The following is a 26,841-nucleotide window of genomic DNA, read 5'->3' as shown; positions in this document are numbered from 1 at the left end:
CTGTGGCGCATCGCAGATCGCAAGCGGGCATGGTGCAGAGCTTGCAGGTCTTACGCAGCACCGTCCATTCGCGCCGGACTGAGATCTACATCGTCAAACTTCGCGTTCTCCAACTTTGCGCAAGGTCAATGTCACCCCATGCAACTAACGGCGATTGTGATTGTGCACCAAGCCGACCAGGGTCGAGTGCCTGCCGCTTCTGAAGCTAGATAGCGGCAAATAAACTTGAGAGTTTCACGCGCAGCACGCCGCGTCCGCGTCGGCTGACACTGAGCGGGCGCCTCGAAGCCCATCCCCCCGGCCGAGGCGCCTGCATTTTTGCTAGGAGCAGGCAGTGACACTCGATGAGTTACAGAGAAATGAGCGTTTGCTCATGCGGTTGGCCTTCGAGAGGGCCTGTGCGATCGCTGGCCTGTCTCTGAATGTGGACGAACTGCTCGATGACGGCGCCTACGCTCGCGTGGCGGCGGCGGTCCAAATTCAAGTCGAGCGCGGCGTTTCCGATCTCGACGTCATCGCGGGCAATGCGGCTGTCGCTATGGCGGAAAATGATTCAGGAAGTTTCGCCCGGGCGGGGGATTGACGCCAGCGAGTTTCGACCCTGCTCGACGCAGCCTCGCGAATCACGTTTTGTGGCATGTGAACGGGACTCGGCGCAGAGCAGGGATTTTTGCGCGTTTCCGGACGGGGGAAGGGCGACGAATTATGAATATATTTCAAATACTTATAGCGGGAATTTTTTGTCTTCTCGGCGCCTCCTCCGCCTATGCCGGCGGTGATCTGACGGACTATGCCTATACGCCGCCCCCGGCTGCAAACTCCTGTGGCGGCCCTTTCTCGGGCTTCTATGCCGGCGGCCTGATTGGCTTTGGCGGTGCAAGCACGAAGACCAACGTGGGCATCGAGCTCAAGGACAACGATAGAGGTTTCACCGGCGGCGGCGTCGCCGGCTATAACTGGCAGTGCAACGGTTGGCTGCTCGGCGCTGAAACCGACATCAACTATTTCAACGCCGATATGACGACGGGCATTACGTGCCCGACGTGCGGCGGGTCACTGACGTTCGGGTCGGAAATCAATTGGTACGGCACGGTGCGCGGACGCGTCGGCTTGGTCGGTAACGAGAACTTTCTCATCTTCGCGATGGGTGGTTTGGCCTATGGCGGAGTTGATCATTCCATCAACAGCAATGCCTTCAATGGCGTGACGTTTTCCGGAACCCAAAGCGATACCGCGGTTGGCTGGACCGCGGGCGGCGGTATCGAATACCTCCTCAACGACAACTGGGCCTTCCGCGCCGATGCATCATACATTGATTTCGGCTCTACGGATGACACGTTTACGGCTAATGGCGGCGGCTGCATAGGGACCTGTACGGCGCGTGTCGGTTACGACGACAGCTTCTGGGTTGCGCGCGTCGGTCTGACCTACCTCTTTGGTGCGCCTGCAGCTGCTCCTGCTCCTGCGCCTGCTTACGAGCCGATAAAATAAGAATTCGTCGATCTTTGAGACGATCCCAGCCGGGGCTTCACACCGTGAGGCTCCGGCTTTGTTTTGCGACCTGTCCAATCCGATAATTACGTATCTACAAGCTCGATCTTAAATTGGTTCTCACGGACCAGAAGCTTTCATGCGTCCGTATTTCCGAGCTTGTCAGAATGGCGAAGCACGAAAACGCTGCGCCGCAGAGCAAAAACGATACGGCATCGCCGACTGCTCGTCCGACGATCCAACCTGGTCTTTGCCGAACGACATCATCGCTTTAAAACCGATGTCCGGCACATACTGAATGAGCGGGCCACTCGTTGACCCGCTCATGTTCTTTTCGCGAACTTTCGGATATTGGCCGATTAAGCCGCCGTCGCCGGCGCTTCCGGAACTTCCTCTTCGCATTTGGCGACCGCGAAGGCGGCAGCTGAAAGGCTGCTCAGATACGTCGTCGAAGCGTGCCCTGACTGGAACAGGGCATCGACCGCAGCGGCCTCTGCCATCATCTCGGCAATGTCGTCCGCCGAAAGATCCGCATAGATCTCGGCAGGTTTGATGTTCGAAAACTCGTTACTCATGACGCACTCAACCCCGATTGAGAAATGTGTTCGCCGTCCCTGCGTTTTCGCTTTTTGGCTGCCGGCGCGTATCCAAGGGTATGAGCCTGAATTCCTAAAAATTGCGGAGTTTCAAAGCGCTGGCTGTTGTTCTGCTTAATATGCCGTTAGCATCGGCTCGTATTGGAGCATTAACGCTGTCTCAACGTCCGATTCCGCGCGCGGGCCTGATCGGCGTCAGGCCGCTCCGGCATCGAGTGCGGCTTCCAATCGGTTAAGAAAATCCATTTGGCTCTTGAGAATTTTTCGGCGCGCGGTCGCGAGATCGAACCAATTCGCGCGATCAATCTCCGGAAACGTTGCGGTCCGCCCCGAGCGCGGCGGCCATTCGATGCTGAATTGATTGCTAACGAGGAATGCCGGATCCCAGTCATTTTCCACGGCCCAGACGTGAACAAGCTTGCCGCCGCTCTGCCGCAGCGAGCCGAGCGAAAGTGTCTTGCCGTGGGGACGCAATCCGGTCTCTTCTTCGAATTCCCGGAGCGCCGTCGCGTATGGATCTTCCCCGCCGTGAATTTCACCTTTTGGAACGGTCCAGGCGCCGTCATCCTTGTTCCGCCAGTAGGGACCGCCTGGATGTGCAAGAAGGACTTCGAGGTCTTGCTGGCGGCGATATAAAAGCAGCCCTGCGCTCTCCGGCGTTTTCACGTCGGCTCTTTCGACGTAAATGGAATTGTCATGTCGCCTCCGAAAACTCCTCTGCTCACCGTCGATTGCGTCGTTGTCGATCCCGCCCGCGGTGTGCTTATGGTTCGCCGGAAAAATCCGCCCTTCAAGGGTGAATACGCGTTGCCAGGCGGCTTCGTCGAAATCGGAGAGACTGTGGAGGACGCAGCCAAGCGCGAGTTGATGGAAGAAACGAGTATCGACGCCAAGACGCTCACATTGGTCGGCGTCTATTCCAAGCCTGACCGCGACCCCCGCGGCCACACCTGTTCCATCGCCTTTCTCGTTCGTGCGGAAAACCAAGAAGCCAAAGCCGGAGACGACGCCGAGGCCGTGGCCTGGATAAAGAATTTCGACGGCATTGAAATCGCCTTCGACCATCGAAAGATTATCACTGACGCGCTGAACCTTATCCGATGATGTGAGAGCCAATGGAATTCAAGGACTACTACAAGATTCTCGGCGTCGAGCGCGGCGCAACGCAGGACGACATCAAGAAGGCTTATCGTCAACTCGCGCGCAAGTTCCATCCCGACATCAACAAGGAAGCGGGAGCTGAGGCGAAGTTCAAGGAAATCGGCGAAGCCTATGAAGCGCTCGGCGATCCTGAAAAGCGCGCCGCATACGATCAGCTTGGTAAGGACTGGAAGGCGGGGCAGGAATTCAGACCGCCCCCCAATTGGGATGCCGGTTTCGAATATTCCGGTGCTCCGGAAAGCGCAGACTTCAGCGATTTCTTCAGCAGCATCTTCGGAGCGCAGGCTCGCGGTGAAAGGACGTCGCGAGGCGGCCGTACGCGCACCAGCTTCAATATGCGTGGCGAGGATCATCACGCCTCGATCGTCATCGATCTGCGTGATGCGCTCGACGGCGCCACACGGACGATCACGTTGCGCATGCCGGAGATGGACGACAGTGGCCACGTCCTCGTTCGCGATAAGAATCTCACCGTGCAAATTCCGAAAGGCGTCACGGAAGGCCAAAGCATTCGACTCAAGGGCCAAGGTTCGCCGGGCATCGGTGAAGCGCCTGCGGGAGATCTTTACCTTGAAGTCCGCTTCAAGCCTGACGCGCTTTATCGTGTTGTCGGCAAAGACTTATATCTTGAGCTTCCCGTTGCACCTTGGGAAGCCGCGCTCGGCGCGAGCGTCAAGATGCCGACGCCGTCCGGCGCCATTATGCTGAAGGTGCCCGCGGGTTCGGCCAACGGCCGCGAGCTTCGCATCCGCGGACGCGGCATTCCCGCCAAGGAACCGGGCGATTTGTACGCGGTACTCAAGATCGTCTGGCCTCCGGCGACGGATGAAAAGGCCCGCAAGATCTATGAAGAAATGGCGAAGGAATTGGCGTTCGATCCGCGTGCAGGTCTTGGAGTTTAAGCGATGACAGAGAAAAGCACCGGCGCAGTATCGGCAGAAGAAATCGGCACCGAACCTATCTATTCGCTCGAAGAGCTGACCGGCATCTGCAAAGTCGAAGCTGCTTGGGTCGTCGAACTCGTTGAGCATGGCATCATCGAGGCACGCGGCGCCAGCGTCTCCGAATGGCGATTTTCGAGCGTCAGCGTCGTGCAGTTGGCGAAAGCCAAACGCTTCGACCGTGATCTCGGCGTCAACCCGGCTGGCATCGCCGTAGTCTTCGACCTCTTGAATGAGATTGATCGGCTCAAAGCCCGTCTCCATGTCTTGACGAGCGCGCACTCCTCGCTCATCGACCATTCGAGCGACGATAGCCGGTAGACCTGCTTCCATACACAGTGAGTGATGCACATGGCCGGCAAACACATCATTGCCGTCGGACACGCGGCGCTCGACTACGTCTACCGAATAGACGAATTTCCGAAGACGGCAACGAAACTGCGGGCGACCGAGCATGTCGCGAGCGGCGGCGGCATGGCTGCGAATGCTGCCGCCACGATCGCGCGTCTCGGTGGAGACGTGTCGCTGTGGGCGCGCATCGGCGATGACGCGGCCGGGGGAATTATCCGGCATCAGCTTAGAACTGCCGGCGTCGGCATAAGCCACGTTCGCGCCTTCGAAAGCGTTTCGTCAGCGACGGCAGCGGTGATCGTCGACAAGCGCGGCGAGCGCCTCGTCATTAGCGAGGACGATCATGAATTTCCGCTCGCCGCCGATTGGTTGCCGGTCTCGCATGTCGAGACGGCACATGTGGTCCTCAGCGATTTGACGTGGCTTGAAGGCACGCTGGCGCTGTTCCAGGCCGCGCGTGACCGCGGCGTGCCGACCGTGCTCGATATCGACTTGAACGGCGGTCCGTTGCTCGACAAGGTCATCGGCTTGGCCGATTACGCGATCTTCTCGGCCCCCGCATTCAAGCAGTTCACCCATGGCGGCAGCGACGAGGACCGCTTGGCGCGGCTGATCCGATCGGGCATTCGCCACGCTGGCGTAACGAGCGGCGAACGCGGGTATCTCTGGGCATCGCAGAGCGGAGAGCATGGCCGGCAACCTGCCTATGAGGTCGACGTAGTCGATACGACGGGCGCGGGCGATGCCTTCCACGGAGCGTTTGCCTGGTGCGTTGCGCGCAACCAAGCGGACGCCGACTGCGCGCGGATCGCTTCGGCCGTAGCCGCATTGAGCTGTACGGGTCTCGGGGCCCGCGCCGCTCTTCCGACGTATGATGAAGTGGAAAGCTTTCTTTCGCAGCGACCACAGCAGAGAAATTGAACGTCGCGAACAATCGAGAGATTTCTTCCTTCAAATCGGGCCGGTTTGAGAAAATCCGCGTTTTCTGCTGCGCCGCCGTAGGTGCAGCGCCGAAAAAATACTGGTCTGCTGCCGATCAATCCTTGAGACAGCACGCTCCCTTAACGCCGCGTACGGACTGGTCGAATTGGCATCCACCTGCGTGGCGCGCCCGCTGCTCCTTTTTGTGCGGCGCGAACCCAGATGCAGATCAGACGTGTATTTGCCGCAGGCGGCACTGGCATTCCGGCGAATATCGGGGTCTCATTGAACAATAACAAATAAGAGGATGTGCAATGCCCGATTCTGCTTACACCATGATCTTCGCCCTTGAAGGGCTCCTCATTTTGGGAGCCGTCGGAACGGGGCTGCTGCTTTTCTATTCCAGCCGCCACCATCGCAATAATCGCAAGCTTACAAGTCGCAGCGAATAGCCTTTCGCCGGAAGCAGAACCACACGAAGAACGTGCGCCGATAGCTCCATCCGGCGCACCTCCTTACGCGCATCCCGTCATCTCTGGCGGGAAATTTTTGCGTGCGCCTAAACTTAGGTTTAGCCGGTTAACCGAACGCGGAAGCCCATAAATGGGCGCTGTTCGAAGTTCGCATCGCGGCTCGCTCCCGATTTCATCGGTTTGATCATACCCACAGATAATGGGGCCGGCGACGGCAGGCGCCTATTTCTGTTGTGCGGCTTTCAACAAGCGCCGCCCACAAAAAAGGGGGGCTGCCGGCGCAAAGAGATGAATGGAGAACTACAATGAAGATCGCTGTCCTTGCTACGATGTTGCTGGTTTCTGGCGTTTCGGGCGCTTTCGCTGCCCCAGCCTGCACGGGCAACTTCAAGACCGCTGGCGCTGCTTGCGACGTCACGAAGTAAATTAAATCAATCGTAAAAAAAGTTCGAAGAATGGGGCGCCTCGCGGCGCCCTTTTTTTGTGCCGAAAAACGAGCAGCGGAATTTGTGGGCAAGGCATCGAAATGGCGTCACCCAGAACTGCATTTCAATCACGACACATTTTCAAAACGCCAGAAACGCCAGGAAACACGGGCATTTTTCGATGGACGAACGTCTTGCCCACAAACGGATAGGCCATCTCCTCATACTTTGAGATGAAATGTTTTGCGGGTCGAAGAGCGTATGTAGGGCACGCGGCTTTCAACAAGCGCCGCCCTGAAAGCCAGGGCTGCTGCCGGCGCAAACGAGATGAATGGAGAATGACAATGAAGATCGCTGTCCTTGCTACGATGCTGCTGGTTTCTGGCGTTTCGGGCGCGTTCGCTGCCCCGGCCTGCACCGGTAACTTCAAGACCGCTGGCGCTGCTTGCGACGTCACGAAGTAAATTAAATCAATCGTAAAAAAGTTCGAAGAATGGGGCGCCTCGCGGCGCCCTTTTTTCGGAAAACGCAAGCTGAAGAATTTTAGCCAGATATCGAAATGACGTGCGTCAGCTCTGCGTTTAAATCACGACACGTTTTCGTGTCGCGCGAAACACCCGAAAATGCGGGTGTTTTTGATGGTTTGAGGCGCCAAAGCCGTAAACGGATAAGCCGCGAAAACATACTTAGAGATGAAATGTTTTTCGGGTGAGAGAGCGTATCTAACTCGTGAGGCTTTCAGCAAGCGCCGCCCACACAAGCGGGCTGCCGGCGCAAAGAGATGAATGGAGAATGACAATGAAGATCGCTGTCCTTGCTACGATGCTGCTGGTTTCTGGCGTTTCGGGCGCGTTCGCTGCTCCTGCCTGCACGGGCAACTTCAAGACCGCTGGCGCCGCTTGCGACGTCACGAAGTAATAAGTCGAGCGTTAAACACGCGAAGAATGGGCGCTCCGCGGCGCCCTTTTTTTCGCTGGAGCTGATCGTCTAACAGCTATGGAAATAGTGACGTTCTGCTCTGCGTGCTGGTCAAGGGACGATGCGCGGTTGATCAGAAAGCGCCGGGTTTCCGGCGCATTTCAACAACGGAAGCGCCAAAACGTCCTGCCGGCAAACGGCAGATCATACTTTCAGATAATGGTTTCGCTCCGCGTTCTTCATATCTAACCGCTGCTATCCCTCGATGGAGAGCCTGCTTTCGCGCATTTCGCCAAGTGGGCTATGGAGAAAAGTGATGAAACTCGTAGCTCTCAGCGCGCTGATTTTGGTGTCGGCCAGCGCTTCGGCATTTGCCGCGCCTCACTGCAGCGGTGACTTCAAGTCTACCGGCGCCGCATCCAGCGTGGCGTGCGCGATAACGAAATAACGCCGACCACAATCGGCAAATTGAAAGAAGGGCGTCCGCAAGGGGCGCCCTTTTTTATTTGTTCTTCCCCGCGGGCACGCCCACTCAGCAGAACGTCGATACCGAGCCTTTTTTTTCGTTCCGCCGCATATCATTGATCGATTGAAGCGATCGAAACCAATCGAACATCGCGTTGGAATGATAAGATGGCGGCGCCCATTCTCTTATCAGCTCTTCAAGACAAGCCGCTCAAGGGAGCGGAGATGAAGACGAGATAAGGAGAAGAAAAATGAGAAAGTCTGTAATGGCCCTGTCGGCGATCCTGCTCGCAACCGGCACAACTGGCGCCCTGGCTGCTAGCTTGAGCACTCCCTCACACAGTCGAGTGATGGAACGTGCTCGAACCGAGATGCAGACGGAAACACCGGCTGAATTCTGTCGCTGGCACGGTGCGGATACGAATTACGATATGTACTGCGCGCCGTACAATGATTAATTGGCGGTTGATACACGCACCACGGAAAAGCGCGCCGGAAACGGCGCGTTTTTGGTTTGTGGCGATAGCGTCCGTCAGGACAAAGTAGTATGCGGCTTATCTTCCCTACAAATCGTGCTTTGTACGTGTCTGCAGGCCGGACATCTAAAGCTGCGTGGCATACGTCGTATTTTTTTGCGGCGAATTGAACTCGCAAAGCGGTTCGATGCAAATCTGCGATTGCGCTTGCATGAAATCTGGCTAAACACGCGCCCCAACGTGCACGCGGGAGGAAGAACCGATGTCTTCGAATTCATATGATGTCCTCATCATCGGAAGCGGCGAAGGCGGAAAATTTCTCGCCTGGCATCTGGGGCGATCTGGCAAGAAAGTCGCCGTCATCGAGCGCAAACTTATTGGCGGCTCTTGCCCCAACACGAATTGCCTCCCGAGCAAGAACGAGATCTGGAGCGCCAAAGTCGCCGATCTTGCTCATCACGCCGACGCATTCGGATCGATCACCGGCGCAGTTGCGACCGATATGAGAAGAGTCGTCGCTCGCAAGAGAGAAATGGTCGACGGTCTCATCAAGATGCATCTCGATTTTTTCAAGGACAGCGGCGCGGAACTCATCATGGGAGAAGCACGCTTCGTCGCGCCAAGAACAGTTGAGGTAAAGCTGAATGATGGCGGCAACGCCACGTTCAGCGGCGATAAGTTGGTCATCAATATTGGTACGCACGCTTCGATTCCGAACATTGCGGGTCTCGTTGCGGCAAAGCCGATGACGAACGTCGAACTGCTCGAGCTTGAATATTTGCCGAGGCATCTGATCGTACTCGGCGGCGGCTATGTCGGTCTGGAGCTCGCGCAGAGTTTTCGCCGCTTTGGCTCTCAAGTTACCATTCTCGAAGCTAGCCCGCAGATTGCGGCACAGGAAGATGCTGACGTCGCCGCTGAGATCGCCGATGCGCTTCGCTCCGAAGGCATCGCCATCAAGACGGGCGTTGCGATTACGAACGTTGAGGGCCGCTCCGGCACAAATGTCGTCGTGACGACATCTGGTGGTCGCTTCGAAGGTACCGATCTGCTGGTGGCCGCCGGGCGCACGCCAAATACGAATGCCATCGGTCTCGATAGCGCCGGCGTCGAACTCGACAGCCGCGGGTACATTGTCGTCAACGATCAGCTCGAAACGACCGCGCCGGACACGTGGGCAATCGGCGAATGCGCCGGTAGCCAGCAATTCACGCATGTGTCGTTCGACGATTTCCGCATCGTTCGCGATAACTTGGCCGGCGGCTCGCGCAGCAAAAAGGATCGCCTCGTCCCCTATTGCATGTTTACGGACCCTCAGCTTGGGCGCGTGGGGATCAGCGAAAAGCAGGCAAAAGCCATAGGGATTAATGTGCGTATCGCAAAGCTGCCGATGGCTGGCATTATGAGGTCTCGCACAATTTCCGAGACACGCGGCTTTATGAAAGCTCTAGTTGGTGATGACGATCGCATCGTCGGCTTTGCGATGGTTGGTCCGGAGGCGGGAGAAGTGATGGCCGTTGTGCAGACGGCGATGCTCGCCGGTCTGCCGTACACGTCTTTGCGTGACGCCATCATCGCGCATCCGACAATGGCGGAGGGTCTGGGTCCGCTTTTTACCCGTGTGCCCGCGCGCTAAACGGCTCGCCTGTTACCGCCTACCATCGCACTCACTGCCGCACTGGTCGCTTCCGTTCGTGAAACCAGGGACGATAGTCTTCCATTTTTGCGCGCTGTGCGGACGACGCATGCCGCTTGCACGTCGAAGCCTCCTCGCTCTTGGGGTCGGCACCCCAGCGAACCTCGACGCAGTCATTGACGTTGTAGGCCATTTCCAGCCCTTTCGAACGGTCCAGCACGTCTTTGAGTGTCAGTGTCCATTGCGAGCCATCGCTTCGCGTGTAAGAGAACTTCCGCGACGCGATTTCCGTCGTGAGAGTTTGGTCGAGCGCCGATTTTACGTCGGAGACGCTTTCGCCCTTCGGCATCGCGTATCGATCAGCACGCCGGGCAACGCGATCCGGAAAACCGCGAACGACGTCGATTGCGATCAGCAATCGCAAATCGCGCGACGGTGTCGCAAAGTCTTCCCACGCGCCTGTGGTTTCGAATATTGACGGCCCAGATGGGATTGCGACGTCGGCGCCACCGCCGTTCTGATATTTCCGTCCGTTTTCGACAGACGTAACGCGCGTCTTCACCTGTTCTTCGAGGGCAGTGATCGTTTCTTTCATGGCGCGCCCCGGATCGAGCGGCTCGGGCGACATCACGTCGTCCATGCGATCATAGAAATCTTCGACGCCGAGCTTCGATTGCTCGAGGGAGAAATCGCCGTAATCGGGATCTTTCGTGATTTCGGCGTTCGTCAATCGCCTCAGCGTACCATTGTTGTCGGCGACGATCGGCCGAAAGCGCTTGAAGCCCGGACTGCCGAGGGAAGGATCTTGGGCGAACAGGAAATTGCCGCGCCAGAAGCGCTTCCGGGCCACCGTTCCGTCCGGCTGACCGTCGACGGCAAGGAAGACGCCCGCCGAATCGTTCGTCTGTGCAACGCGTTTAACGAGCACCAGAACGTGGCCATAAGGGTCAGCATAAATCGTCCCCGGTCGCAGCGTTTCGGCCGTCAAAGGTACGGGATAATAATCGGTGTTGTTGTCTGCTGCAGCGGTTCGCCCGGAACCAGAATGGACGGCGTTGGCGACGACAGTACGGATGTAATATCCAAAGCCCGGCAGAAGCGCCTGAGGCCGGGATGAACTTCGCTGCGCCGACTCAGAAACGGACGCAGAGTCAAACACGCCGAAAAGTGAATTGCTCGCACTCTGGATCGGCTTTTGCTTCGCCTCGTCTTGCGGGCTGTCTTCTTTCTGAATGTTGAACCACTGCGGGCAGCGTGGCGCCTTTCCGCCACCGCCGCGCGTACATTTGGAATAGCCGAACGGCAACCCGGTCTTGAAGGCGAAGTACGCGCGCAGAAAATACGGAAGGTCCGCGCAGTCCGGCTTCATGATGAGTTTCTTGCTGTCTTCGCCGAGCCCCATGGAGTTGAAGAGCATGTTGCGCGTCGGATCGCGCAAGACTTCGTGCAACGCAGGCCACGATGGCTGGGCGTCGATCGGATCGTCGAAGAGCTTTTCGATCCAGGCGGAATAGAGGTTTTCGGTCTCGCGGGTCCACGCGCCGCGGATCGGCCATACGCTCTTTGATGTCGCGCGTGGCGGAGCGCCGGCCGTCTTCGCCACGGCGAATTCTCGTTTTACGGTTGCACATTCTGCGCTCGCGCCTTCGCGCGTCAGCGTAGCGGTCCAGGTGCCGGCCGACGGCGATTGCACATCCGCATACCAGAAATAGGGCGGCCCGCCGTGCCGCTCTTTGGACGTGACCGCAACCTTGCCGTCGGGAGAGGTGAGGGAAAGCACTCCATCAAGCGGCTTTTCGGCCGTGAAGATGATCCGCAGCGGCATGCCCTTCCAGGGGGAGATCGGCGAAGCGAGAACCGCGAGCCCCGCCTCGGCGTCACAGGCAGAAAAGCCATCCTTGGCGCGGGCGACAGACGGCGAGGCGGTAGCGGAGATCGCCACTGCCGCGAGGATTATCGCAGGCGCAATTCGGCGCAATCGGAATTGGGGAAACAAGCGACTAACCCCCGTTTTGTGCTCCCTAGATTTGGAACACTACCGCGAGAGCCTTGCCCAAACGATGGCAGAGCCGGAATTCTTTGCCGCCGACTGATGATAAAAATGCGGAGTTTGCCGAATTAACCGGGTCAATCGTCCGAGTAACGCTGCTCTTTCCACGGATCGGCTCGATTGTGATAGCCGTTCACTTCCCAAAATCCCCGCGCATCGCTCGCAACAAATTCAATGCGTTTCAGCCACTTCGCGCTTTTCCAGAAATAGAGGTGCGGCACCACGAGGCGAACCGGTCCGCCATGCTCGCGCGTCAGCCGCTTGCCCTCCCAGCTATGCGCGACGATGGCATCCTCGGACGCGAAATCCGCGAGCGTAATGTTTGTCGTGTACCTGTCATAGCTATGCAGAATGACGAATTGCGCCTCAGGCGTCGGCATCACGAGATCCAGCAGGTCATGTGTCGAAACACCGGTCCAGCGGTTGTCGTAGCGCGACCAGGTCGTGACGCAATGGATGTCCGACGTCTTGACGCTGCTGGGCTCGCGCTGGAACTTTGCCCAGTCGAGGGTCGTCGGATGTTCAACGGCGCCGTCGATGACCAACCGCCACTGATCGAGCGCGATCTCCGGCTGCTGTCCGAGGTCGAGCACCGGCCAGTCGCGGACCAGATGCTGGCCCGGAGGTAACCTCTCCGAATTGGGCCGCGAGGTCTTTCCGGTCAGGAAGCGTCCTTCGCGCGCCCATTTCTGTTTCGTCCGCGTCAGCTTATTGGGTTCCGGCAGGTCGTTGTTGTCGTCGCTCATCGAGGCTCAGGTCTCCGGACACAATTGCCGCGCGTCGGCATTCTGCGTATCGGCGATGATCTCGAACGAACGTAGCCGCAACGCGTGATCGTAGATGTCGGAGACGATCATAAGCTCGTCGGCTGCCGTTTCGTCAATGAGCGCCTTGAGGCCGGCGCGAACGGTCTCGGGTGAGCCCACGACAGAGCGTGCGAGCATAGCCGTCGCTTGCGCCTTTTCGCCTGGCGACCAGTAGGTCTCGATGTCGTCGATGGGGGGCTGGCTGAGCTGCCGCGCGCCACGGGCCAGATTGGCGAATGACATTTGCTGGGTCGTCGCGAGACGCTTGGCTTCGCGGTCAGTCTCCGCTGCGATGACATTGACGCCGACCATCGCATACGGGCGGTCGAGCTGCTGAGACGGCTTGAAGTGTGAGCGATAAATTTCAAGCGCGGACAGCAATTGTTCCGGCGCGAAGTGCGAGGCGAACGCGTAGGGCAGGCCAAGCTCGGCCGCAAGATAGGCGCCATACGTGCTGGAACCCAAGATCCACAGCGGTACATTCGTTCCCGCCGCCGGTACGGCCTGAATCCGCTGTCCTGGCTGCGCCGGCGCGAAATAGGACTGCAGTTCTACAACATCTTGCGGGAACGTATCGGCGGCCGCAGGCTGTCGCCTCAAAGCTCGGACGGTGAGCGGGTCAGTGCCGGGAGCCCGGCCCAGCCCAAGATCGATCCGGCCCGGAAACAGCCGCGCCAGCGTCCCGAACTGCTCTGCGATGATGAGCGGCGCATGGTTCGGAAGCATGATGCCGCCGGCGCCGACGCGAATGGTCTTCGAACCGGCCGCGATATGACCGATCACCACCGACGTCGCGGCGCTGGCGATGCCGGGCATATTGTGGTGTTCGGCCACCCAGAACCGGCGATAGCCCCACTTTTCGGCGTGAGCTGCGAGATCGCGCGCGTTATCGAGCGCGCCACGCGCATCGGTATTTTGCGTAACGCGAACGAGATCGAGAATGGAAATGGCCGTCATGACATCCTCCAGGCTGACGCATGATGTAGGTTCGCGCCTGCAAGAATGCCAATCCGGGGGGATTGCTAGAAATTCATGGTGTCGCGGACGCGATACCATGCCTCAACGAACGGCACCGCTCGCCGGGCAACCGGATGCACCGGAAACGGCGGAAAAGCCAAATCGTCGAAGGCCGTGCGCCCCTCCGGTTTTTCGAGCATCTGCAACGCAATCCTATTGCCGAAATAGGTCGCGCGCGAAACGCCCGTACCGCAGTAGCCCAGAGCATAATGGATGCCCATTGGAGTCCGGCCGATGTGGGGGATCTCGTCGTAGGTGTAGCCGATCTTGCCGTCCCAGGCATGCGTGATCGGCACGTCTTTGAGGTCCGGAAAGACGCGCAGCATGTCGCGTGCCAGGTGCCCGAACGCTGACGGCGAGGTATTCGACGCGAACCGCCCCACGCGTCCACCCCAGATAATGCGCCGCTCGTCCGGCGCTCCGCGAAAGTAATAGAAGACGCGATTGCTGTTGCCGTAGACCCGGTTCTTGGGCAGCAGGCGCGTATAAAGCTGCTCCGTAATTTCCCCGGTCGCGATAATGCCCGAGCCGACGGGAACGATCCGTCGCCCAAGTTCTGGCACGAGACCGTCGGTATAGCCGTTGCTCGCAATAAGGACGCTTCGGGCAATCGTCTCGCCGCGAGGCGTTCGTACGCGAAAACCGCCCGATACCGGCTCGATATGGGCGACCGCCGTCTGGTCCAAAATCCTGCCGCCAGCCTCGGCCGTCCGCGCCACCAAACCGGCATGGTAGAGGCCGGGATGCAGCGACGCATCGTTCGGCAAGACCGCACCGCCATAAAAAATGTCGGAGCCGATTTCCGACGCTTGCTCTGATTGTGGCACCATGAAACTTTCGACGCTCGCGATCGCCTTGAGATCCTGCATGTCGGCAGCCATCGCATCATAGTGCTCAGGTCGGATGGCCGCGCGAAAGCGGCCGCAGCGGCGAAAATGACAGTCGATTTTCTCGGTCTCGATCAGCGACGCGATATGGTCGAGCATGCGCGTGCCCTCGCGCAGCATGTCCTCTGCCTTTCGCCGTCCCCGCAATGCGATGAGCGTCTTGACGCGGAATTTCTGGTTGCCGCTGCCGATTTGACCGCCGTTGCGGGTGCTGGCGCCAAATCCGGTTCGTCCGCGCTCGAAAATCACGACGTCCCGCCCGGCGCGCGCCAAAGTCAGCGCCGCCGACAATCCCGTGAAGCCGGAGCCGACGACCGCCACATCGCATTTTTCCGGAACAGGCTTTTCGCCGCCGTTATCTTCCGCCGGCAGCGCATTCCACCAATAGGGCCGGAAGATCAGCGTATGAGATGAGCGAACTTTTCCCTTCGCTAGCGCCTCGGCTGAAGGAAAAGCCGACGAAAGAGCATCGATAGACCGTGTCACGAGCGTCCTCATTTGAGAGCGAGGCGCCGTGTTTATCCCGCTTCCTGGCTTTTTGCACGAGCGCCTAAGCGCCCACCCCCCGGCTGCGGTCCCGTCGTTAAGCGTAGGCGCTTAGGCTATCTGAAAATCGCCTCGAACCACGATTGAGGCAAATGCTCCATCCGATAGACCAGCCCCGGCTTCAGAATGAATTCTCCGGCTCGGAGGGCATCGAGATCAAAATCGCCGTTCGTCCGTCTCGGCGCCACGCCCGCAAAAGTATAGCGCCGGCCGAAATCGTCGGCGACGGAGGCCGGAATATCGCTGTTGGCGTAAATGCCGACGGACGGCCCTGTCGGTTTGGCATCATGCAATAAAAAATATTCGAGGTGCCGATGCGTTTCGATCCCGCCGATGACATTACGTCCTCCCCATAAATGATTTAATGCCGATACCCCGGCTAACCACCGGCGCCCGGCTGTGCGTTTCACGTCTCCCTTGTGTGTGCTCCTCGGCGTCGTGCGGAATCGGCCTCGTTGCCGTTCGACGTCGCTGAATTAGACGACGTCTCTCCGGCGCGCTGGCCATCTCCGTGAATCGTGTCCGGCTGGTGGTCGGAGGCCGTAAGCCGTTGAAACTCGGCGGCGCTATCGCCGTTATCGGCGTCGAGATAATCCGAGAGGCTCACGGGACGCCGCCGAAGCGGCGATTTTTGTCCATCGCTTTTGACGCTTGAACGCATCGCGGCCTCGCGAGGAAAAGATAAACCGGATCACGAACCCTTGTGGCGACCCACGAAAAATACGTGATCCGGGCATGGCTTGCCGCACATCCGTGGCTCGTCGGTGCACGGCTCCATGGGCCATAACGACACCGTAGTCGGCAGGATGATGCAATTCTGGGCAAGTGCGTGAGTAGTGAATCGCTGGCGATCGAACTAGAGTAACTCTACGGGAGCCGGCATGGGGTCGCTCCCAAAGGGTGCGCGGAATGCTTCAGGCGTTGACGCGAGATACGGTCATCGGCATGCCGCCGCCGCGGTATGTCGCGCTGGGCGCCGCATATCTTGCAGCATACGTCGCACTGGACTGGTTGAGCTTCGTCGATCCCCTGAGCGCGTTCGGGATAACGCCCTGGAATCCGACGACAGGCGTCAGTATCGCATTGGTACTGGCATTCGGCCGTTCGTTCATCCCCTGGCTGTTCCTCGCGCCTCTGGTGGCTGATGGTCTCTTGCGCCAATTTCCTCTGCCGCTCGGCGCCGAAGTCTCAGTGGTCCTCATCATCGGAGGCACCTATTCGGCCGCCGCTTGGTTTCTGACGCGCGAGGACGGCCCATTTTCAGGCGCGCTTCAATTGAGGCAGGATCTGATTTGGCTGCTGGGGACGGCTGCGATTGCGGCGGCAGTGGCCGCTACCGTCTGCGTGACGCTCCTCGCGATGATGTCGATCATCAGCGTCGATCAGATCGGACGAGGAATTCTCGGCTGGTGGGTCGGCGACATGATCGGCATCACCGTGATGACGCCATTTCTGCTGTTTCTCTTTGCGGGCCGCACGATCCTCCCGCATTCGGCTGAGCTTTTACTGCCGTTTGCAGTCATGGTCGGTGCGCTCTTCCTGATTTTCGGAACCGCGACGACCAATCCGTCGCAGCTTTTCTATCTCTTGTTTCTCCCGGTCATTTGGATTGCCGTGCGTTTTGGATTGGAGGCGGTGACGGGCGCACTGGTCGTGACGCAAGTGCTGCTGATTACCGCGATCCAGCTTACCGGACACAGCGGTGTGAGCATCACAGCGCTGCAGACGATGATGCTCGCATTGGCTTTGACGGGACTGATCGTCGGCGCGCTCGTCACCGAGCAGCGCAACACCCAGCGTGAGCTGTGGCTGCATCGCGAAGCCCTTGGCCGCGCGTCTCGCGTCGGAGCACTGGGTGCGCTGGCGGCAGCAATCGCGCATGAAATCAATCAACCCTTGGCCGCCATCGGCAATTACGCGCGCGTGGGTCGTCAGAACTTGCAACGCGATGTCGTCGATCAGGCTGCCGCCGTCCGCACGACCGAACAAATTATCGAGCAGGTCGATCGCGCGGCTGCTGTCATCCGCTGGCTTCGCGATTTCATTGGCGCGGGCAGTTCGCGCTTCGAAGTTGTCTCGGTGCCCGATCTCGTCCGACGAGCGGAATCGGTGTGCCGAGCAGACCTGGAAGAGCACGGTATCACGTTTGATACGATCGTCCCGCGCGATTTGCCGAACGTCTGTGTCGATCGCCTGCAGATCGAACAGGTCGTCACGAATCTCGTCAAGAACGCATCCGAGGCAATCACGGCCTCGCGCATTGCAGATGGTAAAATCCAGATAGAAGTCACCGACGACGGACAGGCCTTCATCGTCATTTCCGTCATCGACAATGGCCCAGGTTTCGAGCCAGTTTTATTGGAACGCCCCATCTCACCCTTCACCACGACCAAGCCCGACGGCATGGGGCTTGGATTGTCGCTGAGCCGTTCGATAATTCAGTCGCACGGCGGACGGTTGACGCTCGGCGGGAACACAGCAGGCGCACGCGTATCTTTCACGCTGCCGAAAGTCGGCAAGGAGGCAAAGAGCACGACGACATGAAGATCGCTATTATCGACGATGATTTTGCCGTTCTGGATTCGTTGGGTCAGCTCCTTGAAGGCGCGGGGCTTGACGTCTGTTCCTACCAGTCCGCCGAGGCCTTCATGTCGGAGGCTGATGAGGGCGACATCGGCTGTGTCGTGTCCGACGTACGCCTGCCCAACATGACGGGGATCGAGCTGCATCACGAGATCGCGCAGCGCTATCCGAGTCTGCCCGTCATTCTCATCACCGGTCACGGCGATATTTCGATGGCCGTGACGGCGGTCAAGAACGGGGCGCTCGATTTCATCGAAAAGCCGTTCTCGGACGAACGGATCGTCGCCAGCATCCGTCATGCCGTCGATGTCGGCGTGCGCAAAAAGGTTGATGCCGACATGCGCGCCGAATTTCAAAATCGCGTTGCCGAGCTTTCACCGCGACAGAAGCAAGTCATGGACCATCTTGTTCTCGGGCTCTCCAACAAGGAGATTGCGTTGAAGCTCGGCTTGAGCACCCGCACCGTCGAAAACTACCGAGCATGGGTGATGGAAAGAATGCGCACGCGCAACCTCGCCGAACTCGTAAGACTTGCAACTTGGCTCGACGGAACCCATGTACGGGATCATTGAAATCGCTGATTTATGCGAACGGCCAGCTCGTTATGCTGGGCCGATAGAGTAATTGTACTCTAGTATCCTCTCCCTGCTATCGCGCTCAGGACTCTGGTGCAAAGCTGCAATTGTTTCGGTGTTCAGTTTCGAACGCTGATCTGGCGCAGGGGGTGGCATGCAGAGGACGCGCATGCGTTTGAGCATTGACGGCGCAAGCCGGCAAGCTCCGCATCCTCGTGGCGCTCGATCTCCCTCGCGGGGAGTTTCATCCAAAATTCGGCTCTCTTCCGCGCCTGGTCGGCAGCTTCATGTGGGGAGACAATCATGGACGATCAGAGTGCGTCAGGCGTCAGCTACGAACGCGTAGGTGACGAATACTTTAAGGCTCGCGGCCTTCAGAGATATGCGGGCATCTGGTCACTGTGGGCGCTCGGCGTCGGCGCGGTGATCTCGGGACACTTCTCCGGTTGGAACTTCGGCTTCGGCACAGGTGGCTGGGGCGGCATGCTGGTCGCAGGTGGCATCATCGCCGTCATGTACCTCGGCCTCGTGTTTTCCATCGCCGAAATGAGCCCGGCGCTGCCCCACACGGGCGCCGCCTACTCCTTCGCCCGCTCGTCGATGGGTCCATGGGGCGGCTTCATCACCGGCCTTTGCGAAAACGTCGAATACGTCGTCACGCCGACGGTCGTCTGCTACTTCATCGGCTCCTATCTGAACGGAATCCTTGAAACCGCGGGAATAGGTGCTCAACCAGAGCCACTTTTATGGATAGCGACGTTTGTCGTCTTCCTCGCGCTCAACATCTTCGGCGTCGCGCTGTCGTTCCGCGTGACCCTGATCGTCACGCTGCTTTCGCTCGCGATCCTGGTCGTGTTCTGGATCAGCGCCATTCCGAACATGGACTTCAACCGCTGGGCGCTCAACATCGCGCCTGACGGCACGGAGCTTCCGAACGGCAACGGCCCCATGTTCCCGTACGGCTGGGAAGGCGTTCTGAAAACCTTGCCGTTTGCGGTCTGGTTGTTCCTAGCTATCGAGCAGCTTCCACTCGCAGCTGAGGAATCGGTCGATCCGAAACGCGACATGCCGAAGGGCATCATCCTCGGCATGTGTACGCTGATCGTCTCGGCTTTCATGATCGTGCTGCTGAACCCGTCGGTCATCGGCGTCGGTGCATTTAAGCTTTCGACGTCAGGCGAACCTTTGCTCGATGGCTTCCGTGCAATCTACGGCAGTGGCGCCGTCGTGCTGCTCGGCATCGTCGCATTGACCGGCCTGATCGCGAGCTTTCACACCATTCTCTACGCCATGGGCCGGCAGGTCTATTCGTTGAGCCGCGCGGGCTACTTCCCGACGGCCCTCTCGATCACGGGGCACAAGCTTAAGACGCCCTATGTCGCGATGCTTACGGGTTCGGCCGTCGGCCTGATCTTGATGACGATCATCTACTTCATCAACAAGGATCAGATCGGCACAACGCTGCTCAATATGGCGGTGTTCGGCGCCATGTGCTCCTACATGCTGCAGGCGATTTCGTTCATCCTGCTGCGCATCAAGATGCCAAACATCGAGCGTCCGTATCGCAGTCCGCTCGGTATTCCCGGTGCCGTTCTGACGATTATCATCGCCGCCGTTACGCTGTGGTACCAGCTTGGCGACAGCACCTATCAGCAAGGCATCTACGGCGTCATCGCCTGGTTCGCGGTCGGTATTATCTATTTCGCTGTAATAGGCCGCCACAAACTCATCCTCTCACCTGAGGAAGAGTTCGCGCTTTCCAAAGGTACGGCCGAATATAAGACGCACTAATCGGCATCAACGGCAGAAACGCGTCGCGCCGCTCGGGATAGAGCGGCGCGATTTTCTGTTGGAGCCGGCAGAAAATTATTCGCCGAGATCGCGCCAACTCTTGCAGCGCGCAACTGCGTCATGAAAACGCCGGCGCGTCGCCGAGCTATCGGCAATTCGGGGATGGAAGCTTTGAGCGGTGCTCTTGGCATCCGGCAGCGATATGCCGGCGCCGAGCGCCGCGAGCTTAGCCGTTCCGAACGCTGTGCGCTCATCGAAATCCGCGACGATAACCTCGCGCCCGATCATGTCGGCCAGGAATTGTGCAAAATACCGGCTGCGCGCAAGGCCGCCGTCGATTGCAATAGATCCACCGATCGGGACGTGCGCGTGCATGGCTGCGATGACATCTGCAGCGCTCAAGGCGATACCTTCGAGCAGCGCCTGCTGCATGTCTGCCTGTGTCGTTGCCGCCGACATGCCCACAAACAACGACGCCGCCGTCCGGTCCCAGTGCGGGCAAGCCAGTCCTGAAAGCGCAGGAACGAACACGACGTCACGGTCGATGGCCGGCTCGGCGTCGAACCATTCGAGATCCTTCTCGATGTCTGCGATCAGTCCGATACGCCGCGCCCACTCGACCGCCGAACCAGCATCGTAAACGCCGCCGTCGACCGCATAGGTCATTGTCCCATTGATAGACCAGGCGACGGTCGGCAATAGTCCCTTTTCCGGCGCATGAGCGATCTCTTTGCCCGTCACGGCCAGCGCGAACGCCCCCGTCCCGAATGTGATCTTTGCATCTCCCGGCTCACGGCAACCATGACCGAAAAGTGCAGCCTGCTGATCAACGACCGAAGCGGTGATGGGCACGCCGTTGATCCGGCCGAAATCGGCGACCGTCGGTCTTATCTCCGGCAACGCCGAGATCGGTACGCCGAACAGCTCGCAAAGATCGGCGTCCCACTTGCCGGTTTCGAGGTCCATCAACGACGTCCGCGATGCCGTCGTCACGTCGGTCGCGAAAGTTCCAGCGAGGCGATCAAGAAAGAAAGCATCCGTCGTGCCGAGCCGCAAACGTCCCGCCGCCAGGGCATCCTTCGCCGCCGGGATATTGGCGACGATCCAGGAGAGCTTGGATGCAGAAAAATAGGCGTCGAGCGGCAACCCCGCACGCGAGAGTGTCAGTGACGCCGCGCCTTTATCTTTCAAGCGCCCGACGGCATCGGCGGTGCGATTGTCCTGCCATACAATAACGGGTGACAACGCCGCGCCGGTTTCGGCATCCCAGGCAAGGCAGCTTTCGCCTTGATTGTCGATTCCGATCGCATCGACTTTGCCTGCCGCATCGAGACAGCGCCGGATGTTTGTCAGCAGCTCTTCCGGATCGTGCTCGACCCAACCGGGATGCGGATGGAATTGCTGATGCGTCACCGAGGACGCAATCTCAAGTTTCCCATCCGTGTCGGCGACCAGCACACGTGTCGACGTTGTTCCTTGGTCGATCGCGGCTACTCGCATGTCGAACGGCTCCGAATGTCAGTGGTTTGCATTCCCTCGACACCGATAGTGATGTCGGAATTGGCATTCTCGAATGCCGAGATAGGCGCCAGGATTCGCCGCTCCGGAGACGAGGTCAGCGGTTGCTTGCAGATAATCTGGCCGTTGGCGCTTGCGACCAGCGATCCCGAAACGCTATCCGCTGCACGCAACTGAAGATGCGACAGGCCTTCGCCGCCCGGAACGATCCGTTGCGGCACAACATACCGAATGCCAGGGCCCGGTTTCAGGCGGATCGCGCTGTTGGCCGCGGGCAGCCGGCCGTTGAGATCATCGGCGACGAAGCCGCCGACGCGCCGGCCCTCGCGCCACGACCAGCCGGCTGTTTCAACGGGATGCAATATATTTCCCGCAGCAAAGATGCGCGGCTCACTCGTGCGCGCGAATTGGTCGATGACAGGACCACCTGTTCCCGCGTCGATATCCAATCCCACAGAGCGGGCAAGCGAGGCTTCCGGCTTGAACGACCCCGTAAACAGCACACCGTCGCATGCGATGTCTTCATGCGTTCCGTCCGGGCACAGCAGCGTGACGGCTTCCACGCGTGACCGCCCCTTGATGTCGACGAGATGCGTTCCATAGCGAACGGGAACGCCGAGCAATCGCGGTAGCCACATGGAAATAGGGCGCACGGTCGGTTGGTTACGGCTCTCGATCATCGCGACGGGCTTCGCGCCGATGTTCCGGCATGTCAGCAGACTAGAAAGAGAGACGAGCTCCGTCCCGACGATCAACGGGCGTCGAAATGGAATAAGCTTCTGCAGATAGGCATATTCCTGCAGCGCGCCGGTGTTTATGACGCCGATTGGCCGTTCGCCCGAAACAAGCCGTGCCGAGCGAGGCCGTTCGCGAACGCCCGTAGCGATAACGACACGTTTCGCAACGACTGTGAGCAGGCCGCGATTGCTGGCGCATGTGACGACAAGATCGTCGGCATGGTCGATCGAGACGACCGTGCAGCCAAGCTGAAGCTCGACGCCGGATTTCACTGCCCGATCGACGAGCCGTCGCGCGTAAGCAGGTCCTGTCATAACCCAACCGAATTCGCGCATGCCGAACGGCGGGTGGCCACAGTGACGCGGAATGCCACCGCCCATCGGTTCGCGCTCTACCACCATGACGTTGGCGACGCCGAGCTTGCGAAGCTGTGTCGCTGCGGACAGTCCGGCTGGACCCGCGCCGATGATAAGAACATCGGCGCTTCGCACTTCGAATGGTGCCGACATCACCCTGCGTCTCCGACCGCGAGAGGCGATGCGAAACAGCCTGCCGTCAGAAGCGCGAGCTGCGCATTGCAGTAAAAGCCCTGGCAACGTCCCATGCCGCAACGCGTGCGCCGCCGCAGGCCGCCGAAATCGCCTGCTGGGATCGACCCCGACAAGGCTTTTTCGATTTCGCGCAACGTCACCATTTCGCAATGGCAGACGATCTCGCCGTATCCGGCGGTCTGCCAATCCCTCGGCCGATGCTCGGCGAGATTGGGCACGCGCGGCATCACGGGGTCGATAATGGCGGCGTGCTGATGTCCCATATCGCGATAGAGGCCATAAACGTGCTGCGCGATGCCGAGCGATGCCGTAAGCCCCGTCGAGCGGATGCCGCCGACCGTGATCCAGTTGCGATCACCGCGCACATTGATGCGATAGCCTTTCTCCTCGGTCGCTGGACGCAAGCCCGCATATATCGCCGTGACATCGACGGTTGCCAACGCGGGGACCATCTCTTCGGCTTTGGCAAGCAGGCCGCGCAGCGCTTCCTCCTCGACGGTCGCGCGATCACGGTCGTCCTGTTCTTCCGCAGTCGGTCCGACGAGCACATTGCCGAACACGGTCCGCGTCAGCACGACGCCTTTGGTCCGCTCCGACGGAACCGGGAGAATGATCGTCTTCAAAAGCTTTGACGCCGCCTTGTCGAAGACAACGAATTGGCCTTTCCGCGGCTTGATCTGAAATGACGCCATCCCGAGCAGCTTGGCATCGAGCCGATCGCCGTAAAGACCCGCGCAATTGATGACGGTCCGAGCCCGGTGCGCGCCACGCGTGGTCTGGAGCGTCCAAGTCGTTCCATCGAAGGCTCCGGATACGACCTCTGCTCCGAATACGATTTCGGCACCGTGCGCTTCCGACTGTTTCAGATACGCCAGAAACGGCGACCAGGGGTCGATCACATGCTCGCCCGGCACCAGCAGCGCTTCGAGGGCGCGCGGAGAAAGCTCAGGTTCGCGGGCGCGAATTTCTGCCGCCGTCAGGCGTCGAACGTCATTGACGCCGTTTGTTTTCGCTTGCGCCTCAATGCCATCGAGCGCCGCGCGCTCTGCCTCTGACCACGCGACGACCATCGCGCCGGTGTCCAGCAGCGGCAGGTTAAAATCATCACGGATTTGGAGATATTCGGCATAGCCGGCTTGCATACAACTCAGCTCGACGCTGCCCGGAGGCGCATCGAAGCCCGTATGCAGAATGGCGCTGTTTCCCTTGCTGGCGCCGGAAAGCAGGTCGGCGCCGCGCTCCAGAAGGATGACGCGCGCGCCTTCAAGAGTAAACCGTCGCGCCATCGCACAGCCTACGGCGCCCGCACCAACGATGGCGACGTCTGCGACCGACATAATCTTCGTCCTCTAAGCTTCGGCGTCCGCGCCGAAATGAAAATAGAAAAGCCGCGGGCATCACTGCCCGCGGCCGTTGTCGTGACGTGATTAGGACGACTCGCCTACAGCACGCTCGGCGGCTGCAATCTCCGCCTGACGCTTCGCGATTTCCGCACCGATCGGCGGGCCCTTGAAGCGACGCGACTCGAGGCCGAACCACAGCACGACCAAGAGGACGATCAAGCCGATCGCATAGTTGATCAGGATGTCGAACGGAGGCTGGATACCGGCGTACATCAGGATAAATGTGCCGATTATCACCAGAACCGCCATTGGCTTCGAGAACACGCCGAGCCGAAACGGCCCAAACTCGGTCCACGTCTTTCCTTCAGCGAAGAGACCGGCGGCGACCGGCATAGCGTACGACACATAAAGGAAGAGGGCGCAACCGGCCGCGAGTGCAGCAAAGGCCGGAGAGTAGAGCGTGGCTGCAATAGACAAGATCGCAGCCAGCCAGATCGCCGGAACGGGCGTGCGCCATTGCGGACTGACGCGCTTCCACACGCTTGAGCCGGGAAGGCCGCCGTCACGCGCGAACGCATAGATCATGCGCGACGTCGAAGTGAGACCGGCAAGGGCGCAGATGAAGTTCGCCAACACGATGCAGATCGCGATGACGTCCTTAAGCGGCGTCGGAGCCGGAAGATTGTTGAACATGTTGAACCACGCTGCGGCGCCATCTTTCGCCGTCGCAGCGAGATCGGGGCTCGCAACAACGAAGGAGACCGCCATCACGAAGCCGAACACCAGCGACCAGAACACTGAGTGGATCATGCCGCGAGGCACGGTTCGCCGCGCATCGTTGGTCTCTTCGGAAGTATGCGCCGAGGCATCGAAGCCGGTGATCGTATAGAGCGGGTAGAGCAGGCCGACGAGGAATGCGACAATCGCAGTCCGTGCCGCAGGCACATAACCGCCGCCGGCATCGCCAGTGTTGTTCGTGAAGGTGAAGGCGTGCGAGTAGTTGCCCGCGCCCCAGATGAAGAACATAGCCGTCAGCACCACCGCGACCACAAGGATCAGGTAGCCCGAAAAGTCGGTCAGCAGCGTCGTCAGCTTGATGCCGAAGTGATTGACCAGCGCCTGCGCGATGACGATCAGGCTGACTGCCGCCACCTGCACATAATAGGCGTGCGCATTGTTGGCGTTGACTTGATCGAGCGTCATGCCGGTCGGCAGCGGATCGGTCGACAAGGCAGTCCAGGACGTCACGTCGACATGAAACACACCGGCGACGACGAGGTCGCGGAAGAGCTGCCATACGCCGACGTCAACGGACGCCACGACGAAGATGAGGCCAAGCAGGTTAATCCACGCTGTGGCCCAGCCCCAGCCGCGTCCGCCGAGAATCGAGGACCAGTGATAAAGTGCGCCGGCCGTCGGATAGGCCGAAGCGATCTGGCCGAGACATGCAGCCACGAGCATTGCGAACAATCCGCCGACGATCCAACCGATCGTCGCCTGGAACGCGCCGCCGGTCGCCATCGCGAGCGGAAACGACGTGATGCCGCCCGCGAGGATGCAGATGATCGAGAACGAAATCGCGAAATTGGAAAAGGCACCCATGCGCCGCGATAATTCTTGCGCGTAGCCCATTGAGTGCAGGACCTTAGTGTCTTCGTCGTGAGTCATGCTCAACCCCTGGTTGTGGATTGGATCGGTGGCCGTTAAAACAAAAATTTGCCCATTCGGGCACTTTATTTGTTTGTATGGTCCGACAGAATAGCTGAACAGTCAAATAGAATGACCGAACGGGCAAGGCGAAATGCGACCTACAATTAGACGGGAACGAATCGAACAGGTCGTTCGCGAGCGTGAGCGGGTAACGGTCGATGCTTTAGCCGAACTCCTTGGAACCTCACGGGAAACCATTCGCCGGGATCTGACCGATCTGGCCGAAAGGGGGCGTGTACGGAAGATTCACGGCGGCGCGACGATCTCGGAGCCACGACTTCCCGACGCTGACATCGAAGGATCGTTTCAGGGCAGACTGTTAGAAAATGCCGATGCCAAGCGCACCGTGGCCCGCCGCGCGATCCAGCTTTTTCAACCTGGAGATACGTTGTTCGTCGACACCGGCACGACGACGCTGTGGTTTGCCGAAGAGCTTTCGACGGCGACGGGCCTGACGATCATCACCAACTCGGCAGCCATCGCTGCACTCGCGGCGCGAGGCCCATCGAGTTCGACGTTTCTGATCGGCGGTGAATACCGCGCCGACGGAACCGAGAACCTTGGTCCGCTAGCGGTCGAACAGATCAGTCAGTTTCACGCGGTTCACGCGGTGTTGGCGGTCGGCTCCATCGAGACGGTCGGGATTCTCGATTACGATGTCCGGGAAGCGGATGTTGCCCGGGCAATGATCGCGCAGGCCAAATCTGTGACGGTGCTCGCTGACGCGACGAAATTCGGGCGCGGCGGCTTGATCAGGGTTGCGCCGCTCGATGCCGTCGCGCGGGTTGTGACCGAAGCGGAGCCACCCGACGATATCGCAGCTGCTCTGAAGGGTGCCGGAGCCGAGATCATCGTGGCCTCGTAACCCGGCA

General features: G+C 59.4%; 25 protein-coding genes. 13 read left to right on the top strand and 12 right to left on the bottom strand.

Annotated elements, in window-relative coordinates; genetic code table 11:
• Nucleotides 1-334: 334 nt before the first annotated feature.
• Nucleotides 335-583 (top strand): hypothetical protein, encoded by a 249-nt coding sequence (locus tag HYPMC_RS18640; protein ID WP_013949631.1) that lies wholly within the window; start codon nt 335-337, stop codon nt 581-583.
• Nucleotides 584-705: 122 nt separating this feature from the next.
• Nucleotides 706-1,491 carry an outer membrane protein gene (locus HYPMC_RS18635; RefSeq protein ID WP_013949630.1) on the top strand — a complete coding sequence of 262 codons (786 nt, stop codon included), beginning with the start codon at nt 706-708 and terminating at the stop codon, nt 1,489-1,491.
• A 162-nt stretch (nt 1,492-1,653) separates the two neighbouring features.
• Here the strand turns inward: HYPMC_RS18635 and HYPMC_RS18630 are convergent, their stop codons facing one another.
• The 3 genes from HYPMC_RS18630 to HYPMC_RS18620 form a co-directional block, all read right to left on the bottom strand.
• A complete protein-coding gene (locus HYPMC_RS18630; protein ID WP_155831282.1) occupies nt 1,654-1,818 on the bottom strand; it encodes a hypothetical protein in 165 nt (54 codons plus the stop codon).
• 32 nt (nt 1,819-1,850) lie between these two features.
• Complete coding sequence (locus HYPMC_RS18625; RefSeq protein ID WP_013949628.1) at nt 1,851-2,066, bottom strand: hypothetical protein; 216 nt, start codon at nt 2,064-2,066, stop codon at nt 1,851-1,853.
• 216 nt (nt 2,067-2,282) lie between these two features.
• Nucleotides 2,283-2,753 carry an NUDIX domain-containing protein gene (locus tag HYPMC_RS18620; protein WP_024276450.1) on the bottom strand — a complete coding sequence of 157 codons (471 nt, stop codon included), beginning with the start codon at nt 2,751-2,753 and terminating at the stop codon, nt 2,283-2,285.
• Nucleotides 2,754-2,783: 30 nt separating this feature from the next.
• Between HYPMC_RS18620 and HYPMC_RS18615 the strand changes: the two genes are divergently transcribed.
• From HYPMC_RS18615 to HYPMC_RS18590, 7 genes are all read left to right on the top strand, one after another.
• Nucleotides 2,784-3,191, top strand: coding sequence for an NUDIX hydrolase (locus tag HYPMC_RS18615; RefSeq protein WP_024276449.1), 408 nt, complete (start codon nt 2,784-2,786; stop codon nt 3,189-3,191).
• An 11-nt stretch (nt 3,192-3,202) separates the two neighbouring features.
• The gene (locus tag HYPMC_RS18610; RefSeq protein WP_013949626.1) at nt 3,203-4,150 is read left to right on the top strand and encodes a DnaJ C-terminal domain-containing protein; all 948 of its coding nucleotides are present in this window, start codon (nt 3,203-3,205) and stop codon (nt 4,148-4,150) included.
• Nucleotides 4,151-4,153: 3 nt separating this feature from the next.
• Nucleotides 4,154-4,510, top strand: a complete 357-nt coding sequence (locus HYPMC_RS18605) for a chaperone modulator CbpM (protein ID WP_013949625.1) — start codon at nt 4,154-4,156, stop codon at nt 4,508-4,510.
• 30 nt (nt 4,511-4,540) lie between these two features.
• A complete protein-coding gene (locus HYPMC_RS18600; RefSeq protein WP_013949624.1) occupies nt 4,541-5,461 on the top strand; it encodes a PfkB family carbohydrate kinase in 921 nt (306 codons plus the stop codon).
• A 314-nt stretch (nt 5,462-5,775) separates the two neighbouring features.
• A complete protein-coding gene (locus HYPMC_RS24355; protein ID WP_157135472.1) occupies nt 5,776-5,913 on the top strand; it encodes a hypothetical protein in 138 nt (45 codons plus the stop codon).
• A 2,080-nt stretch (nt 5,914-7,993) separates the two neighbouring features.
• Nucleotides 7,994-8,200, top strand: coding sequence for a hypothetical protein (locus HYPMC_RS24350; RefSeq protein WP_013949622.1), 207 nt, complete (start codon nt 7,994-7,996; stop codon nt 8,198-8,200).
• A 280-nt stretch (nt 8,201-8,480) separates the two neighbouring features.
• A complete protein-coding gene (locus HYPMC_RS18590) occupies nt 8,481-9,854 on the top strand; it encodes an FAD-dependent oxidoreductase (RefSeq protein ID WP_013949620.1) in 1,374 nt (457 codons plus the stop codon).
• A gap of 31 nt (nt 9,855-9,885) precedes the next feature.
• On the opposite strand, the gene HYPMC_RS18585 is transcribed toward HYPMC_RS18590, so the two are convergent.
• The 5 genes from HYPMC_RS18585 to HYPMC_RS18565 all read right to left on the bottom strand — a co-directional run bounded on the left by HYPMC_RS18585 (nt 9,886) and on the right by HYPMC_RS18565 (nt 15,453).
• Entirely contained in the window at nt 9,886-11,850 is a 1,965-nt protein-coding gene (locus tag HYPMC_RS18585; RefSeq protein WP_013949619.1) for a hypothetical protein, read from the bottom strand.
• 131 nt (nt 11,851-11,981) lie between these two features.
• Nucleotides 11,982-12,650, bottom strand: coding sequence for a sulfite oxidase-like oxidoreductase (locus HYPMC_RS18580; RefSeq protein ID WP_013949618.1), 669 nt, complete (start codon nt 12,648-12,650; stop codon nt 11,982-11,984).
• Between the two features lie 6 nt (nt 12,651-12,656).
• On the bottom strand, nt 12,657-13,667 hold the full coding sequence (locus HYPMC_RS18575) for an LLM class flavin-dependent oxidoreductase (RefSeq protein WP_013949617.1): 1,011 nt from the start codon (nt 13,665-13,667) through the stop codon (nt 12,657-12,659).
• Between the two features lie 65 nt (nt 13,668-13,732).
• The gene (locus HYPMC_RS18570) at nt 13,733-15,100 is read right to left on the bottom strand and encodes an FAD-binding oxidoreductase (protein WP_013949616.1); all 1,368 of its coding nucleotides are present in this window, start codon (nt 15,098-15,100) and stop codon (nt 13,733-13,735) included.
• A gap of 116 nt (nt 15,101-15,216) precedes the next feature.
• Complete coding sequence (locus tag HYPMC_RS18565; protein ID WP_024276448.1) at nt 15,217-15,453, bottom strand: hypothetical protein; 237 nt, start codon at nt 15,451-15,453, stop codon at nt 15,217-15,219.
• A 616-nt stretch (nt 15,454-16,069) separates the two neighbouring features.
• Between HYPMC_RS18565 and HYPMC_RS18555 the strand changes: the two genes are divergently transcribed.
• The 3 genes from HYPMC_RS18555 (at nt 16,070) to HYPMC_RS18545 (ending at nt 20,109) form a co-directional block, all read left to right on the top strand.
• Nucleotides 16,070-17,704 (top strand): MASE1 domain-containing protein, encoded by a 1,635-nt coding sequence (locus HYPMC_RS18555; protein ID WP_013949613.1) that lies wholly within the window; start codon nt 16,070-16,072, stop codon nt 17,702-17,704.
• Nucleotides 17,701-18,315, top strand: a complete 615-nt coding sequence (locus tag HYPMC_RS18550) for a response regulator transcription factor (RefSeq protein ID WP_013949612.1) — start codon at nt 17,701-17,703, stop codon at nt 18,313-18,315. The genes HYPMC_RS18555 and HYPMC_RS18550 overlap by 4 nt, the downstream gene beginning before the upstream one ends.
• Before the next feature lie 306 nt (nt 18,316-18,621).
• Nucleotides 18,622-20,109 carry an amino acid permease gene (locus tag HYPMC_RS18545; protein ID WP_013949610.1) on the top strand — a complete coding sequence of 496 codons (1,488 nt, stop codon included), beginning with the start codon at nt 18,622-18,624 and terminating at the stop codon, nt 20,107-20,109.
• Between the two features lie 75 nt (nt 20,110-20,184).
• Here HYPMC_RS18545 and HYPMC_RS18540 read toward each other — a convergent pair whose 3' ends face one another.
• The 4 genes from HYPMC_RS18540 to HYPMC_RS18525 form a co-directional block, all read right to left on the bottom strand.
• A complete protein-coding gene (locus HYPMC_RS18540; RefSeq protein ID WP_013949609.1) occupies nt 20,185-21,609 on the bottom strand; it encodes a glycerol kinase in 1,425 nt (474 codons plus the stop codon).
• Entirely contained in the window at nt 21,600-22,874 is a 1,275-nt protein-coding gene (locus HYPMC_RS18535; protein ID WP_013949608.1) for an NAD(P)/FAD-dependent oxidoreductase, read from the bottom strand. Before HYPMC_RS18535 ends, HYPMC_RS18540 begins: the two co-directional genes overlap by 10 nt.
• Complete coding sequence (locus HYPMC_RS18530) at nt 22,874-24,253, bottom strand: NAD(P)/FAD-dependent oxidoreductase (protein ID WP_013949607.1); 1,380 nt, start codon at nt 24,251-24,253, stop codon at nt 22,874-22,876. Before HYPMC_RS18530 ends, HYPMC_RS18535 begins: the two co-directional genes overlap by 1 nt.
• 90 nt (nt 24,254-24,343) lie before the next feature.
• Nucleotides 24,344-25,927, bottom strand: coding sequence for an amino acid permease (locus HYPMC_RS18525; RefSeq protein ID WP_013949606.1), 1,584 nt, complete (start codon nt 25,925-25,927; stop codon nt 24,344-24,346).
• A gap of 133 nt (nt 25,928-26,060) precedes the next feature.
• On the opposite strand from HYPMC_RS18525, the gene HYPMC_RS18520 reads away from it, so the two are divergent.
• Nucleotides 26,061-26,834, top strand: coding sequence for a DeoR/GlpR family DNA-binding transcription regulator (locus tag HYPMC_RS18520; protein WP_013949605.1), 774 nt, complete (start codon nt 26,061-26,063; stop codon nt 26,832-26,834).
• Nucleotides 26,835-26,841: the final 7 nt, after the last annotated feature.

This window comes from Hyphomicrobium sp. MC1 (assembly GCF_000253295.1).
GTDB lineage: Bacteria > Pseudomonadota > Alphaproteobacteria > Rhizobiales > Hyphomicrobiaceae > Hyphomicrobium_B.
Note: the sequence above shows the minus strand (reverse complement) of the source record. Positions and strands in the feature narration are given on the sequence as shown.

Coding starts and splice junctions, on each gene's coding strand:
- HYPMC_RS18610 (WP_013949626.1), top strand. CDS start 3,203: ATGGAATTCAAGGACTACTACAAGATTCTCGGCGTCGAGCGCGGCGCA.
- HYPMC_RS18555 (WP_013949613.1), top strand. CDS start 16,070: ATGCTTCAGGCGTTGACGCGAGATACGGTCATCGGCATGCCGCCGCCG.
- HYPMC_RS18580 (WP_013949618.1), bottom strand. CDS start 12,650: ATGAGCGACGACAACAACGACCTGCCGGAACCCAATAAGCTGACGCGG.
- HYPMC_RS18575 (WP_013949617.1), bottom strand. CDS start 13,667: ATGACGGCCATTTCCATTCTCGATCTCGTTCGCGTTACGCAAAATACC.
- HYPMC_RS18520 (WP_013949605.1), top strand. CDS start 26,061: ATGCGACCTACAATTAGACGGGAACGAATCGAACAGGTCGTTCGCGAG.
- HYPMC_RS18615 (WP_024276449.1), top strand. CDS start 2,784: ATGTCGCCTCCGAAAACTCCTCTGCTCACCGTCGATTGCGTCGTTGTC.
- HYPMC_RS18630 (WP_155831282.1), bottom strand. CDS start 1,818: ATGAGCGGGTCAACGAGTGGCCCGCTCATTCAGTATGTGCCGGACATC.
- HYPMC_RS18535 (WP_013949608.1), bottom strand. CDS start 22,874: ATGTCGGCACCATTCGAAGTGCGAAGCGCCGATGTTCTTATCATCGGC.
- HYPMC_RS24355 (WP_157135472.1), top strand. CDS start 5,776: ATGCCCGATTCTGCTTACACCATGATCTTCGCCCTTGAAGGGCTCCTC.
- HYPMC_RS18625 (WP_013949628.1), bottom strand. CDS start 2,066: ATGAGTAACGAGTTTTCGAACATCAAACCTGCCGAGATCTATGCGGAT.
- HYPMC_RS18540 (WP_013949609.1), bottom strand. CDS start 21,609: ATGCGAGTAGCCGCGATCGACCAAGGAACAACGTCGACACGTGTGCTG.
- HYPMC_RS18635 (WP_013949630.1), top strand. CDS start 706: ATGAATATATTTCAAATACTTATAGCGGGAATTTTTTGTCTTCTCGGC.
- HYPMC_RS24350 (WP_013949622.1), top strand. CDS start 7,994: ATGAGAAAGTCTGTAATGGCCCTGTCGGCGATCCTGCTCGCAACCGGC.
- HYPMC_RS18605 (WP_013949625.1), top strand. CDS start 4,154: ATGACAGAGAAAAGCACCGGCGCAGTATCGGCAGAAGAAATCGGCACC.
- HYPMC_RS18590 (WP_013949620.1), top strand. CDS start 8,481: ATGTCTTCGAATTCATATGATGTCCTCATCATCGGAAGCGGCGAAGGC.
- HYPMC_RS18600 (WP_013949624.1), top strand. CDS start 4,541: ATGGCCGGCAAACACATCATTGCCGTCGGACACGCGGCGCTCGACTAC.
- HYPMC_RS18530 (WP_013949607.1), bottom strand. CDS start 24,253: ATGTCGGTCGCAGACGTCGCCATCGTTGGTGCGGGCGCCGTAGGCTGT.
- HYPMC_RS18525 (WP_013949606.1), bottom strand. CDS start 25,927: ATGACTCACGACGAAGACACTAAGGTCCTGCACTCAATGGGCTACGCG.
- HYPMC_RS18550 (WP_013949612.1), top strand. CDS start 17,701: ATGAAGATCGCTATTATCGACGATGATTTTGCCGTTCTGGATTCGTTG.
- HYPMC_RS18545 (WP_013949610.1), top strand. CDS start 18,622: ATGGACGATCAGAGTGCGTCAGGCGTCAGCTACGAACGCGTAGGTGAC.